This is a genomic window from Rudaea sp. (genome assembly GCF_047601565.1).
GTDB lineage: Bacteria > Pseudomonadota > Gammaproteobacteria > Xanthomonadales > Rhodanobacteraceae > Rudaea.
Window position 1 is genome coordinate 1,134,166 of sequence record NZ_JASGIY010000001.1, and the last position, 13,197, is coordinate 1,147,362.

Annotated in this window: 13 protein-coding genes; 9 read left to right on the plus strand and 4 right to left on the minus strand. The window is 68.0% G+C overall.

The window, feature by feature from the left end:
• The first annotated feature begins 19 nt into the window (after window positions 1-19).
• A complete protein-coding gene (locus QM741_RS04880; RefSeq protein ID WP_415206608.1) occupies window positions 20-439 on the plus strand; it encodes a type IV pilin protein in 420 nt (139 codons plus the stop codon).
• A 225-nt stretch (window positions 440-664) separates the two neighbouring features.
• Here the strand turns inward: QM741_RS04880 and QM741_RS04885 are convergent, their stop codons facing one another.
• From QM741_RS04885 to QM741_RS04895, 3 genes are all read right to left on the minus strand, one after another.
• The gene (locus QM741_RS04885) at window positions 665-1,174 is read right to left on the minus strand and encodes a hypothetical protein (protein WP_415206609.1); all 510 of its coding nucleotides are present in this window, start codon (window positions 1,172-1,174) and stop codon (window positions 665-667) included.
• Window positions 1,167-1,364, minus strand: a complete 198-nt coding sequence (locus tag QM741_RS04890; protein WP_415206610.1) for a hypothetical protein — start codon at window positions 1,362-1,364, stop codon at window positions 1,167-1,169. The genes QM741_RS04885 and QM741_RS04890 overlap by 8 nt, the downstream gene beginning before the upstream one ends.
• Window positions 1,365-1,441: 77 nt before the next feature.
• Window positions 1,442-1,996, minus strand: a complete 555-nt coding sequence (locus QM741_RS04895) for a Uma2 family endonuclease (protein WP_415206611.1) — start codon at window positions 1,994-1,996, stop codon at window positions 1,442-1,444.
• A 136-nt stretch (window positions 1,997-2,132) separates the two neighbouring features.
• On the opposite strand from QM741_RS04895, the gene QM741_RS04900 reads away from it, so the two are divergent.
• The 3 genes from QM741_RS04900 to QM741_RS04910 all read left to right on the plus strand — a co-directional run bounded on the left by QM741_RS04900 (window position 2,133) and on the right by QM741_RS04910 (window position 4,846).
• A complete protein-coding gene (locus tag QM741_RS04900; RefSeq protein ID WP_415206612.1) occupies window positions 2,133-2,756 on the plus strand; it encodes a thymidine kinase in 624 nt (207 codons plus the stop codon).
• Between the two features lie 54 nt (window positions 2,757-2,810).
• Window positions 2,811-3,533 carry a response regulator transcription factor gene (locus QM741_RS04905; protein ID WP_415206613.1) on the plus strand — a complete coding sequence of 241 codons (723 nt, stop codon included), beginning with the start codon at window positions 2,811-2,813 and terminating at the stop codon, window positions 3,531-3,533.
• A 65-nt stretch (window positions 3,534-3,598) separates the two neighbouring features.
• Window positions 3,599-4,846, plus strand: a complete 1,248-nt coding sequence (locus QM741_RS04910; RefSeq protein WP_415206614.1) for a sensor histidine kinase — start codon at window positions 3,599-3,601, stop codon at window positions 4,844-4,846.
• Window positions 4,847-4,965: 119 nt separating this feature from the next.
• Here QM741_RS04910 and QM741_RS04915 read toward each other — a convergent pair whose 3' ends face one another.
• Window positions 4,966-6,618 carry an L-lactate permease gene (locus QM741_RS04915; RefSeq protein WP_415206615.1) on the minus strand — a complete coding sequence of 551 codons (1,653 nt, stop codon included), beginning with the start codon at window positions 6,616-6,618 and terminating at the stop codon, window positions 4,966-4,968.
• 170 nt (window positions 6,619-6,788) lie between these two features.
• On the opposite strand from QM741_RS04915, the gene QM741_RS04920 reads away from it, so the two are divergent.
• From QM741_RS04920 to QM741_RS04940, 5 genes are all read left to right on the plus strand, one after another.
• The gene (locus QM741_RS04920; RefSeq protein WP_415206616.1) at window positions 6,789-8,276 is read left to right on the plus strand and encodes an FAD-linked oxidase C-terminal domain-containing protein; all 1,488 of its coding nucleotides are present in this window, start codon (window positions 6,789-6,791) and stop codon (window positions 8,274-8,276) included.
• A complete protein-coding gene (gene glcE, locus QM741_RS04925; RefSeq protein ID WP_415206617.1) occupies window positions 8,276-9,346 on the plus strand; it encodes a glycolate oxidase subunit GlcE in 1,071 nt (356 codons plus the stop codon). Before QM741_RS04920 ends, glcE begins: the two co-directional genes overlap by 1 nt.
• Window positions 9,347-9,348: 2 nt before the next feature.
• Window positions 9,349-10,608, plus strand: coding sequence for a glycolate oxidase subunit GlcF (gene glcF, locus QM741_RS04930; protein WP_415206618.1), 1,260 nt, complete (start codon window positions 9,349-9,351; stop codon window positions 10,606-10,608).
• 46 nt (window positions 10,609-10,654) lie between these two features.
• Window positions 10,655-11,701, plus strand: a complete 1,047-nt coding sequence (locus QM741_RS04935) for an oxidoreductase (RefSeq protein WP_415206619.1) — start codon at window positions 10,655-10,657, stop codon at window positions 11,699-11,701.
• Window positions 11,702-11,827: 126 nt separating this feature from the next.
• Window positions 11,828-13,144, plus strand: coding sequence for a hypothetical protein (locus tag QM741_RS04940; protein WP_415206620.1), 1,317 nt, complete (start codon window positions 11,828-11,830; stop codon window positions 13,142-13,144).
• Window positions 13,145-13,197: the final 53 nt, after the last annotated feature.

The following is a 13,197-nucleotide window of genomic DNA, read 5'->3' on the forward strand; positions in this document are numbered from 1 at the left end:
ACGCGCGACCGCGCGGCGCATGCGCGGTTTTACGCTGATCGAAGTGATGATCGTCGTGGTCATCATCGCGATTCTCGCGACGATCGCCTACCCGAGCTACGTCAGGCAGATACGCAAATCGCGGCGCGCGCAGGCCAAAGCCGACATCGTGCAGGTGGCGCAGAATCTCGAACGCAATTTCACGCAGACGAGCGCCTACACCACGGCCCCTTCCGCAACCAACGTCTATTTCTGTTCGAGCGCCTTCAGCCAGCCTTCGCCGTCCAGCGGCACGGCCTATTACACGCTGACGCTCGGCAACTGCACCGCCACCACGTATACGGTGACGGCTACTCCCGAAGGCGATCAAACCAACGATGTGTGCGGGACGCTGACGATGGACCAGACTGGCAAGCGCACTCCGGACAATGTGACCGACGCGGGGCAAGCCTGCTGGTAATTGCACCCGGATGAACAGCTATGCTTCGAAGTCAAGCCAAGCTCGTCATTCCGGCGAACGCCGGAATCCAGCGCCTTTGCTCTCACCCCGCGAACAAGAAAAAGCCAAGTCGCTGGATTCCCGCCAAGAGCACGCGGAAATGACGAGCCAAGGCGATTCGTCACCCAGACGTCAGCCGAGTATCGACGCAAATCAGGACAAGTGATGCCGTCTGCATGGCGCGCATCAGTCCGCCTCATCGGCGACTTGACGAACGATGTTGGCAAGCAACTCCGCACGGATGTGCAGGCTGGATCGTTCCGGAATTTGTTTGAGCAGGTTCAATACTTGCTGCTTGTCCCGTTGACGGCGGCGTATCGCGCGAACCAGTATGCCCAGGGTGCCGTGCGCTTGTATGCCGAGGCTGCCCGCGGCCAGGCGCGCTGCGGCATCGTCGGTAAGCAGTAGCGCTTCGGGAGCATCGAGGCACAGGCTCAACGCTTCGCGTTCACCTTGATGCAATCCATATAGCGCGAGCAGGGCATCCACTCGGATGTTTACAGCGGCATGGCAGCGCCGCCAGCGGATTGCATTCGTGGCCAGTGCGCGAGCGCGGTGCTTTTCGACCTCGTTCCACACGGTTTCTGCAACAAGCACCTGCTCGAAGTCGGCGAGCAGTTCGAGTGCACCCAACTCATCGAGATGAATGAGCGGCCCCGCGTCGGCAACGACAATGAGCCTGGGTGCGTCAGTCACGACCTTTGAGGCCCCAAGCCACGTCTTCGCGCAGGAACTGTTCGATGAGGGGTTCGGGATGTGATTCCAGGTAGCGGCGCAGCGATTCGGCGACGAGCGATTCGATGCCGGCCGACCAGCCGCGATCGACCCACTGTTGCGCCTGCTTGGCGAGCAGTTCCGGGATTTCGGCGTGAATGACGGTGGACATGGCTGCGACCCTTCGAGGATGCGAAACAAGGATACCGCGTCGGCCTGCGCGCCCTCAAGATTCAGGCGCTGATGCACTCACCACGCCCACAGCGGCCCAAGCTCGATGGCGACGGCGTCGAACGGTTCGGCGCGCATCGCGTCGTTTTCGCCGAAGCTGCCGAGCAGCAGCCAATGGCCGTCCGCGTGGCGATACGTTTCGACGGTTTTCGCGGCGGGATCGACCAGCCACGCATGCGTCACGCCGAGCTTGCCATAGAGCGGCAGCTTGATGGCGCGATCCTTGCGCGCGGTGGCGGGCGAGAGGATTTCGCAGACCCAGTCCGGGGCGATATCGATGGGGCCATCGGGCACATGCGGCAGGCGTTCGCGCCGCCAGCCCGCCAGGTCGGGAACCAGCACATGCTCGCCCAGGTGCAATTCCGGCTCGGACAAGATGATCCAGCCACCGGGGCCGCCATCGCCCAGGTCGTAGGAACCGAAAAGACTGCGGCCCAACCCGAGTTCCAAACGCGCATGCCGTGCCGTGGGCCGGGGCTGCGCATGTAACTGCCCGCCGATGATTTCGCCGGTGACGTTCTCCGGCAAGGCCAGCAGGTCTTCGTATCGGGCCAGGCGGGGAATGGCGCTCATGGTCTTTTCCGGGAATCGCGGTTCTTCAAGCATACGCCGTCGCTTGCCCTCATGGTGGGCGCGGGCAACCCGCAGGCGGCGGACGCCTGTACGCCATGCGCTGCCGCGCGCCGGACACTGTGCGACACTTGCTCGCATGGCCAAACTGTACTTCTACTATTCGGCGATGAACGCCGGCAAGACGACGACGCTGCTGCAGAGCGCGCACAACTACCACGAGCGGGGCATGCGCACGCTGATCCTCACGCCGAAGCTCGACGACCGCGCAGGCGAGGGCGTGGTCGCCTCGCGCATCGGGCTCAAGGCCGAGGGCCGCATCTTCACGCGCAATGATGATTTGCTGCGCCTGGCCCGCGACGACATCGGCGCGAACGGTCCGCTGCATTGCGTGCTCGTCGACGAGGCGCAGTTCCTGTCGAAGGCGCAGGTGTGGCAGCTGACCGAAATCGTCGACCGGATGAAGATCCCGGTGCTGAGCTACGGCCTGCGCACCGATTTCCGCGGCGAGCTGTTCGAGGGCAGCCAGTACCTGCTCGCCTGGGCGGACAACCTCGTCGAGATCAAGACGATCTGCCACACCGGCAAGAAGGCGACGATGGTCGTGCGCGTGGACGAGCACGGCCATGCGGTCAGCGACGGCCCGCAGGTCGAGATCGGCGGCAACGACCGCTACGTTTCGGTCAGCCGCGGCGAGTTCAAGAAGATCATGACGGGCGAGGGCCGCATCGAGACCAAGCAGGTGACGCTGGATTTGAAATAGCCGGCCGCACGCCGGCGACCCGCGAGCCCGCGCCTTTCAGAAGAACTTAAGACCATGCAGCGGAAACTCGATGACGACGACCACGGGCGGGACACGGGTTTGCGCATCCTGCTGATCGAAGACCAGCGCGACATCGCGGCGAACATCTGGGATTTCCTGGAGCTGCGCGGCTTCGTCATGGACCATGCCGCCGACGGTGCGAACGGGCTGCGCATGGCGCTCGACGGCGGCTACGACGTGATCGTGCTCGACCTCGGCCTGCCCAAGCTCGATGGCATCGACCTGTGCCGCGCGCTGCGCCGCGCCAACCGCGACACGCCCGTGCTGATGCTGACCGCGCGCGACACCCTGCAGGACAAACTCACCGGCTTCGCCGAGGGCGCGGACGACTACGTCGTGAAACCGTTCGCGATGAAGGAATTGGAGGCGCGCATCCGCGCGCTGTATCGGCGTGGACGCATGCAGCACGGCGACCGCCTGCACGTCGCCGATCTCGTCCTCGACCCGCTCGATCATGTCGTCGAGCGCGCCGGCCGCAAGCTGAACTTGACCCGCGCGGGTTTCGTCCTGCTCGAAGCGCTGATGCGCAAGTCGCCCAACCTCGTGCGCCACGGCGACCTCGCGCACGCGCTCTGGGGCGACGGCGGCGGCGACATCGCCACGCTGCATACGCACCTGTCGGTGCTGCGCGCGACGATAGACCGGCCGTTCGACATCCACTTGCTGCACACGGTGCACGGTTTCGGCTACCGCATCGCCGAACACGCGAACGCCTGATCCGCATGCGCGCCGCGCGGCAGCGGACGATTGCTTTTGTGCGGGCGAAGCGGCAGCCTGACGGCATGCCCGTCAAGTTCAGCCTGCGCGCGCGCGTCGCGCTCACGTTCGCCCTGCTCGGCCTCGTCGTCAGCGCCTGCCTCGCCTTCATCTCGCTGCATTTCTCCGCGGCCTACGTCGGCCGCGTCGCGCACGAAATGCTGCGCGTCGAGGAAGACTATCTCGTCGAACGCTACGCCGAATTCGGCGGCCTGCCGCACACGCATTCGGCTCATTTCCGCGTTTTCCTGAGCGGTTCCGCGGACGCCGCGCCGCCGCCCGAAATGGCCGTCCTCGAACCGGGCGGGCCTTATGAACTGGCCGGCAGCGACCCGCAACGCTACGCCGCCGTGCACGCGACCGGCGATGGCAAGCGCCTCTACGTCGTGCTCGACATGGGGCTGGCCGGCGTGCGCGAACGCCGCTGGACGCGCGATCTCGTCGCGCTCGTGCTGTTCGGCACCGCGCTCTCGGCATGGCTCGGCTGGTTGCAGGCCGGACGCGCGATCGCACCGGTACGCCGCCTCGCGCGCCGCGTCGAGGTGCTGGAACCCTCGCGCCGCGGCGCCGAACCGCTCGCCACCGGCTTCGCCGACGACGAAGTCGGCGCGCTCGCGAAGGCGTTCGACAATTACCAGGAAAAACTCTACGGCTACGTGCGCCGCGAGCGCGCGTTCACCGCCGACGCCAGCCACGAATTGCGCACGCCGCTCGCGGTGATCCGCGGCGCGATCGAGGTGCTGCTCGATTCCGGCCAGTGCGGCGCCGCGATCGAGACGCGCTTGAAGCGCATGCAACGCGGCACCGACGAACTGCGCGACCTGCTCGATGCCCTGCTCGTGCTCGCCCGCAGCGACGAAGCCGAAGCCCGCGAAGGCCGCACGCCCGACCTCGACGAACTCGTGCGCGGCCTGTTGGCCGAGCGCCGCGACGCGTTCAACGAAAAACGTCTCGCCTGCGTGCACGAAGGCGTGGCCGAGATCGCCGTCGCCGCACCGCAGAAGGTGCTGCGCGTGATCCTCGGCAACCTGTTGCGCGCGGTGACGCAGTTCGCCGACGGCGGCGTGCTGCGCATCGAGGTGGCCGGCGGAGCGGTGCGCATCGCGCACGAAGGAACGCCGAACGCATCGCCGGTCGACGCAGCGCGGCTCGACGTGCGCGAACATGCGCTCGGCCTCGGCATGGTCCGCCGCGTCTGCGAGCGCTGGGGCTGGCGGCTCGAGGAAAACGTCGCCGCGAACGGCGATCATGCGTTCGTGATGCGTTTCGGATGAAGGACGGGAGCACGCGGATCGACGCGGATAAAAAACGAAGAGGCCGGCCAAGGCAATGAAGGCGTGCCCGACCCTCGCGCTCTGTCCGCGCCGATCCGCGTCGGCAAGACGCCTGCTCGCTACTTCGCGGCGGACACCGTCATGATGGCCGGCTGCAGCAGGTAGAAACCGACCGCGATCGCGATCAGATAGGCGAGCAGGACGAAGGTCCAGCCCATGTTGTGACGGATCACGTCGCCCTCCCTGCGCACGAAGCGGCTCGTCGACACGCCGACGCTCGCGGTCTGCGGCGCGACCGGCTTGCCGATTTCCGCGCCGACCGAATTGAGCGTCGGCAACAGCAGCGGCGGCATGCCGAGCTGCACGCCGACGAGTGCCTGGAACTTGCCGAACATCGCGTTCGTCGACGTGTTCGAGCCGGACAAGGCGACGCCGATGAAACCGAGGACCGGCGCGACGACGACGAAGCCGGTGCCGAGCGAGGCGAAGCCCTTCGCGAGCGAGGCGGCCATGCCGGAAAAATTGAACACGTAGGCGAGGCCGAAGATGAATCCGCCGACGAGCAGCGCGCCCCACATCTGCGCGAAGGTCTTGCGGAACACGCCCCCGAGAAGGCCGGCGTCGAGCTTGCGGATCGCGAACAGCCACACGGCGACGAGGATCCACGCCGCGAGGATCGCGGTGCCGCCGACCCACGGCGCGAAATTGAACGCCGCGCTGACGTCGGACTTTCCCGCCGCGCACGGAGCCGCGGCCGCGCTGCAGGCGACCGCCGCGGTCTTGAACCAGCTCACCTTCGGCAGCGGCGACCACGGCCCGGTCCACAGCGCGACGACGACGAGCAGGATCGCGAACGGCATCCATGCCTGCACGACCTCGCCGGGCGTGAGGCCGTGGTCGCGCCGGTGCTGCGCGAGCGCGGCCGCGTCGAGCGGCATGCCGCCGTAGCCGAGGACCTCGCGCGGCTGCCAGAACCTCAGCAGCAGGAGCAGCGCGGCGAAGCAGACGATCGATCCGCTCACGTCGGGCAGGTAAGGCCCCAGGTAGACCGCGACCGGGTACTGGCCGAGGATGTAGGCGAGTGAACCGACGACCGCGAGCGGCCACGCGCTCCACATGCCCCGTCTTCCCGAGACGAGGTACAACAACACCCACGGCGGCAGCAGGGCGAGGATCGCGACGACGGAGCCGATCGAGCCCGACAACGCGAGCAGCGGATAGCCGGTGACCGCGGCGAGGCCGATGATCGGCGCGCCGAGCGCGCCGTACGACACGGGCGCATTGTTCGCGATCGCGGCGACGCGGATCGCGTTGAGGTCCGAGATGCCGAGCGAAATCAGGATCGGCGCGACCACGGCCCAAGGGTAGCCGAACCCGACGAGGCCTTCGAGCAGCGCGCCGAACGCCCAGGCGAACAGCATCGTCTGCACGCGCACGTCGGCGCTGCCCTGCGCGATCAACCAGCGCCGGAAATTCTCGAACAGGCCGGTCAGCGACAGGGTGTTGAACAGGATCAGGCCCCAGAACGTAATCCAGTTGACGTTCCAGATGCCCGTCGCCGCGCCGTCGAGATACGCCTGCGCGCCGACGTCGACCGGCATGCGCCACACCCATGCCGCGAGCGCGAAGGTGACGAGCGAACCGGCCATCACCGCGATCCAGGCCGGCGCGCGAAACACGGCGAGGAGGACGAGCAGGAAGACGACCGGAACGAGCGCCACGAGACAGGTCAGCGGCAGACTGCCGAGCGGATCGATCACCTGGGTGAACATGCGGTCCCCTTGCGTCGGACGAAGTATGCTTTTTCTGCTGCGGCTTCCGCTGCCCGCCCGTTGCGTTCCGAACGGCCCCGATATACGCCAGTCGCGGGCGGCTGTCACGTGGACGTTCGGCCAACATGGCGGGACTGTCGGCGGCGCAGGCGCGGGTTTAGGATGCGCCCATGTCCGCCATCCTGTCGCCATCGCCACGCACGCCGCGCCGCGAAGCGCTCACGCAGGCGCTGGCGGGCGCGTTGCCCGCGCATTGCCTGCTGTTCGACGCCGAGCGGACCGCGCCGTTCGAATGCGACGGGCTGTCGGCATTCCGGCAGGTGCCGCTCGCGGTCGCGCTGCCCGAGAACGAGGCGCAGGTGCGCGACGTGCTGCGCGCCTGCCACGCATTGCACGTGCCCGTCGTCGCACGCGGCGCGGGCACGGGGCTGTCTGGCGGCGCGATGCCGTGCGCGGACGGGCTCGTGCTGTCGCTGGCGAAGTTGAACCGCATCCTCGAACTCGATCCGCTCGCCTGCACCGCCCGCGTCGAACCGGGCGTGCGCAATCTCGCGGTGTCGGAGGCGGCCGCGCCGCACGGACTTTATTACGCGCCCGATCCGTCCTCGCAGATCGCCTGTTCGATCGGCGGCAACGTTGCCGAGAACTCGGGCGGCGTGCATTGCCTCAAGTACGGGCTGACCGTGCACAACGTGCTCGGCTTGCGCGGCTACACGATCGACGGCGAAGAAGTCGTGCTCGGCGGCGCCGCGCTCGACTCGCCCGGCCTCGACCTGCTCGCGCTCGCGATCGGCTCGGAAGGCCTGCTGCTCGTCGTCACCGAAGTCACGCTCAAGCTGATCCCGAAGCCCCAGTGCGCGCAGGTCGTCATGGCCTCGTTCGACGACGTGGCCAAGGCCGGCGACGCGGTCGCCGCGATCATCGCGGCCGGGATCATACCGGCGGGGCTGGAGATGATGGACCGCAAGGCGACGCAGGCGGTCGAGCCGTTCGTGCGCGCGGGCTACGATCTCGACGCCGAGGCGATCCTGCTCGCCGAAAGCGACGGCACGGCCGCGGAAGTCGCCGACGAAATCGCCGGGATCGAACGCGTGCTCAAGGCCGCGGGTTCGACGCAATGCACCGTGTCGCAAAGCGAGGCCGAGCGCCTGCGCTTCTGGTCGGGACGCAAGAACGCGTTTCCGGCCGCTGGCCGCATCTCGCCCGACTACTACTGCATGGACGGCACGATCCCGCGCCAGCATCTCGGCCGCATGCTGCGCGCGATCGAGGCAATGGAGAAAAAGCATGCTCTGCGCTGCATGAACGTGTTCCACGCCGGCGACGGCAACCTGCATCCGCTGATCCTGTTCGACGCGCACCGCGACGGCGAATGGGACCGCGCCGACCGCTTCGGCGCCGACATACTCGCGCTCTGCGTCGAGCTCGGCGGCACGATCACGGGCGAGCACGGCGTCGGCGTCGAGAAGATAGGCTCGATGTGCGTGCAGTTCACCCCGTCCGAGCGCGAAGCGTTCTTCGCGGTCAAGCGCGCGTTCGACATCGGCGGCCTGCTCAATCCCGGCAAGGCGATTCCGACCCTGCATCGCTGCGCCGAATTCGGCCGCATGCACGTGCACGACGGCCAGCTTCCGTTCGCCGACCTGCCGCGGTTCTGATGGCGATGGAACCTTCGCTTGCCGACCTGCGCGAACGCATCGTCGCCGCAAACGCCGCGAAGACGCCGCTGCGTTTGCGCGGTGGCGGTACGAAAGATTTTCATGGCGAAGCGCTCGTCGGCGACGTGCTCGATACGCGAGTGCATCGCGGTGTGGTCGATTACGAACCGTCCGAGCTCGTGATCACCGCACGCTGCGGTACGCCGTTGGCCGAGATCGAAACCGCGCTTGCGCAGCACGGCCAGTTCCTGCCGTTCGAACCGCCAATATTCCACGCAGACGCGACGATCGGCGGCGTGATCGCGGCGGGCCTGTCCGGCCCGCGCCGCGCGAGCGCCGGCGCCGCACGCGATTTCGTCCTCGGCGCGCATCTGCTCGACGCGCACGGCGAACTGTTGCGCTTCGGCGGCCAGGTGATGAAGAACGTCGCCGGCTTCGACGTCGCGCGCCTTTTGTGCGGCTCGCTCGGCGTGCTCGGCCTGATCGCGCAGGTCTCGCTCAAGGCGCTGCCGCGTCCACGCGAAGAAGTCACGCTGCGCTTCGAGTGCAATGATGCGGAAGCACTCGCGATGTTCCACCGCTGGCGCGCGCAACCGCTGCCGATTTCGGCCACCTGCTGGCATGACGGCATTGCCAGCGTGCGTCTGTCGGGATCGTCGAGCGCGCTGCGCGCCGCTTGTGCCGCACTCGGCGGCACGATGATCAACGAAGCGGAAGCACTCGCCTGGTGGTCGAGCCTGCGCCAGCAGTCGCACGAATTTTTTCGCCGCAGCGACAAGCCGCTCTGGCGTTTGTCGTTGCCCGCCACCGCGCCGATCGATGCTTCCGGCGGCGATCTCGTCGAATGGTCGGGCGCGCTGCGCTGGCTGCGCAGCGAGACGCCGGCGGGCGGAATCCGAACGCGCACGGAAAAGCTATGCGGCACGGCCACGCTGTGGCGCGGCGAGCGCAACGGAGTACCGATGTTTCATCCGCTGGCGGCGTTCAATCTGGAACTGAATCGCCGCCTCAAGCGCCAGTTCGATCCGAACGGCATCTTCAATCGCGGCCGCATGAGCGCGGAGTTCTGAGCATGGAAGCGCATCTGGCCGATTGGATAAAAGGTACGCCCGACGGCACCGAGGCCGAAGCCATCCTGCGCACCTGCGTGCACTGCGGCTTCTGCAACGCGACCTGCCCGACCTACCAGCTCACCGGCGACGAGCTCGACGGCCCGCGCGGACGCATCTACCAGATCAAGCGCGTGCTCGAGGGCGAGACGCCCGGCGCGGCGACGCAATTGCACCTGGCGACGCAATTGCACCTGGACCGCTGCCTGACCTGCCGCAACTGCGAGACGACCTGCCCGTCGGGTGTCAAGTACGGCCGCCTCGTCGACCTCGGCCGCGCCGTCGTCGCCGAGCGCGTGCCGCGGCCATTCTCGCAGCGCGCGCAACGCGACCTGTTGCGCTTCGCGCTGACGCGGCGCTGGCTGTTCGATCCCGCCGTGCGTCTCGGCCGCGCGCTGCGCGCCATGCTGCCGGCGAAATTGCGCGCGAAGATTTCGCCGGCGCGCGCGGCAGGCGCGTGGCCGCACGCACCGCACGCGCGCAAGGTACTGTTGCTCAACGGCTGCGTGCAGCCCGCGCTGATGCCGAGCATCGACGCCGCCACTGCGCGCGTGCTCGATGCCTGCAGCGTCGAGGCGGTCGTCGTGCCGAACTCCGGTTGCTGCGGCGCGCTCGACTTCCATCTCGACGCGCATGCCGCCGCGCAGGCGCGCGCGCGCCGCAACATCGATGCGTGGTTGCCGCTGCTCGATGCGGGCGCGGAAGCGATCGTGATCAACGCCTCGGGTTGCAGCGCGATGATCAAGGAGTACGCGCATCTGTTGCGCGACGATGCGATTTACCTCGACAAGGCACGGCGCATCGTCGCCGCAACGCGCGATCTGGCCGAATACCTGCCGCCGCTGCTGCAAACGTCCGGTGTACGCGAACGAACCGCACTGCCCGACTCGCTGCGCCGCGTCGCCTTCCATCCCCCATGCACCTTGCAGCATGCGCAAAAAATCAATGGCGTGGTCGAAGCTGCTTTGGTCAAGCTCGGCGCCGAGCTCGTACCGTTCGCCGAACCGCATCTGTGCTGCGGCTCGGCCGGTACGTATTCGATCCTGCAACCGGAATTCTCGCAGCGCCTGCGCGAACGCAAACTGGAAAACCTGCAGTGCGGCCGGCCCGCGATGATCCTGTCGGCCAACATCGGCTGCCTCGCCCATCTGGAAACCGCAGCTCCAATTCCGGTCCGGCATTGGATCGAGTGGGTCGATGCCGTGCTCGCTCGGCAGGTCTAGATTCGCCTTACACTCGAAAGACCCTGGACCTTTCGATTGCACGCTGATGCCCCGAATCCCGATCCGTGTCGGCCTGATCGGCTACGGCTACGCCGGCAAGACGTTTCACGCGCCGCTGGTCGCGGCGACGCCGGGCCTGCAGCTCGCCTGCGTCGCATCGAGCGACGCGGCGAAGGTGCACGCCGACTGGCCGCGGGTCGAGGTCGTCGCCGACGCGGCGACCCTGATCGCGCGCGACGACATCGATCTCGTCGTCATCGCCACGCCGAACGACACGCATGCGCCGCTCGCACGCGCCGCGCTGCACGCGGGCAAGCATGTCGTCGTCGACAAGCCGTTCGCGCTCGATCCCGACGAGGCGCGCGGCGTGATCGCGAGCGCGCGTGAAAACGACCGACTGCTCTCGGTCTTCCACAACCGCCGCTGGGACAGCGATTTCCTCGGGGTGAAACAGGCGATCGCCGACGGCCTGCTCGGCCGCGTCGTCCATTTCGAATCGCATATCGACCGCTTCCGCCCCGAGGTACGCGCACGCTGGCGCGAAGGCGCGGGCCGCGGTGCGGGACTGTGGTTCGATCTCGGCCCGCACTTGATCGATCAGGCGGTGCAACTATTTGGTGCGCCCGCACGCGTGCAGGCGAACTTGGCGCGGCAGCGCGAAGGCGCACTCAGCGACGACTGGGCGCATGTCGTGCTCGACTATCGCGATGGCCTGCGCGTGATCCTGCACGCCGGCATGCTCGTCGCCGGCGGCAGTCCGCGCTTCGTCGTCCACGGCGAGCGCGGCAGCCTGGTCAAGCGCGAGGCCGACCGGCAGGAAGCGCAGCTCAAGGCCGGCATCGTGCCCGGCGCGGACGGCTGGGGCATCGATCCCGACGCGATGCAGTTCCACCCCGGCGCATCGCCGGCGCGCAGCATTCCAACCCCGCGCGGCGACCAGCGCGAGTACTACCTCGGCATCGAACGCATGCTGCGTGGGCGCGGGCCGAATCCGGTCACGCCCGAGCAGGCGCTGGCGGTGATGACGGTGCTCGATGCCGCGCAGCGATCGGCGCTTGAGCGTCGCGCCGTGGATGTCGTCCAGTCCGCTTGAGCACGGCTGGCAGCGACAACCGCGACTGCGAAGGTCTTCGCAATATTTTCACGTGGGCGAATTCAGCACACGGTAACTCGCGCGGCACTAGGCTGAATTTCTCAAGTGCCCTCGATGGAGGCAGCCATGCGAAAACTTCCCAACAAGTTGGGCCTGCTTACCCTCGCCGCCGTTTCGCTCGCCGCGTGCTCGCCGTCGCCGCCGGCCGATCAGGCCACACCGGCGGAAGCGCCGCCACCGGCACCGGTTCCCGAATCCTCCGCTGCCGCTGTTCCCGCACCGGCGCCTGCACCCGTTCCTGCTTCCGCTCCTGCTGCGGCATCCGTTCCCGCAGCGCAGGAGTTGCCGCCTGCAGCAGCCAACCAAGCCGAGGACGATCAATACGCCGCACAAGCGCCGGCCGAGCCCGACGAGGAGTACGAGACGCCCGTGGCCGAAGTCAGCGAACCGCCGCCGCCGCTGCCCGACTACGAACAGCCGCCGTGCCCCGGAGAAGGCTACATCTGGACGCCCGGCTACTGGCGCTACGGCAGCGACGGCTATTTCTGGGTGCCCGGCGCGTGGGTCGCGCCACCGCAGCCGGGCCTGCTGTGGACGCCGGGTTTCTGGGCCCTGGCCGGCGCGGCCTACGTTTTCCATCACGGCTACTGGGGCCCGCACGTCGGCTTCTACGGCGGCGTCAACTACGGCCACGGCTACACCGGCGCGGGCTACGAAGGCGGCCGCTGGAACGGGCGCGTGTTCGAGTACAACACCGCGGTCAACCGCATCAACACGACGGTGATCCACAAAACCTACCACCAGACCGTGGTCAACAACGTCACCATCAACAACGTCAGCTACAACGGCGGTCCGCACGGTTTGACCGCACGGCCGACGCCGCAGCAGGAAGCGGCGCAGGCCGAGCGGCGCATCGACCTGACCAAGGCGCAGGCGTTCCAGGAACGCCAGGCCAGCGCGGATCGCCAGCAGTTCTTCCAGATCAATCGCGGACGTCCGCAAACCCCGGCCGTGGCGAAACCGGAGTATCGGCCCAACCCCACGGCGCAACGCGCGCCGGTGCGCGAGGCGCTCACGCCGGCGGTGCCGCAGAACCGGCCGAATCCCGCCCTGCCGGCGCCCACGCCGGAGCGGCGCGAAGCCGCGCCGCGCGCAACGACACCGGCGCCGGCGCAACCGCAGCGCACGGCCCCTGCGCCACGGGTCGAGGAGCGTACGCCGCCGCCCGTCCGCGAACGCGCGGCGCCGCGGCCCGAAACCGCGCCGCGCGGCGCGCCCGCCGCGCAGCCGGCGACGCACGAGCCGGCGCATCCGCCCGCGCAACCCGAGCATCGCGCCGCGCCGGCGCCACAGCGACGCGCGCGGCCGCAGCCGGAGCAGCGCAAAGAGCCGGAACACAAGGCGCCCGAACGCAAGGACAAGGACTCCGAGCACAAGCAGTGACGAACGGTCCGCGCGGCGGATGCAAGGAATCGCCTCCGCCGCCGGTCATCCTG

Coding starts and splice junctions, on each gene's coding strand:
- QM741_RS04880 (WP_415206608.1), top strand. CDS start 20: ATGCGCGGTTTTACGCTGATCGAAGTGATGATCGTCGTGGTCATCATC.
- QM741_RS04890 (WP_415206610.1), bottom strand. CDS start 1,364: ATGTCCACCGTCATTCACGCCGAAATCCCGGAACTGCTCGCCAAGCAG.
- QM741_RS04895 (WP_415206611.1), bottom strand. CDS start 1,996: ATGAGCGCCATTCCCCGCCTGGCCCGATACGAAGACCTGCTGGCCTTG.
- QM741_RS04900 (WP_415206612.1), top strand. CDS start 2,133: ATGGCCAAACTGTACTTCTACTATTCGGCGATGAACGCCGGCAAGACG.
- QM741_RS04905 (WP_415206613.1), top strand. CDS start 2,811: ATGCAGCGGAAACTCGATGACGACGACCACGGGCGGGACACGGGTTTG.
- QM741_RS04910 (WP_415206614.1), top strand. CDS start 3,599: ATGCCCGTCAAGTTCAGCCTGCGCGCGCGCGTCGCGCTCACGTTCGCC.
- QM741_RS04915 (WP_415206615.1), bottom strand. CDS start 6,618: ATGTTCACCCAGGTGATCGATCCGCTCGGCAGTCTGCCGCTGACCTGT.
- QM741_RS04920 (WP_415206616.1), top strand. CDS start 6,789: ATGTCCGCCATCCTGTCGCCATCGCCACGCACGCCGCGCCGCGAAGCG.
- glcE (WP_415206617.1), top strand. CDS start 8,276: ATGGCGATGGAACCTTCGCTTGCCGACCTGCGCGAACGCATCGTCGCC.
- glcF (WP_415206618.1), top strand. CDS start 9,349: ATGGAAGCGCATCTGGCCGATTGGATAAAAGGTACGCCCGACGGCACC.
- QM741_RS04935 (WP_415206619.1), top strand. CDS start 10,655: ATGCCCCGAATCCCGATCCGTGTCGGCCTGATCGGCTACGGCTACGCC.
- QM741_RS04940 (WP_415206620.1), top strand. CDS start 11,828: ATGCGAAAACTTCCCAACAAGTTGGGCCTGCTTACCCTCGCCGCCGTT.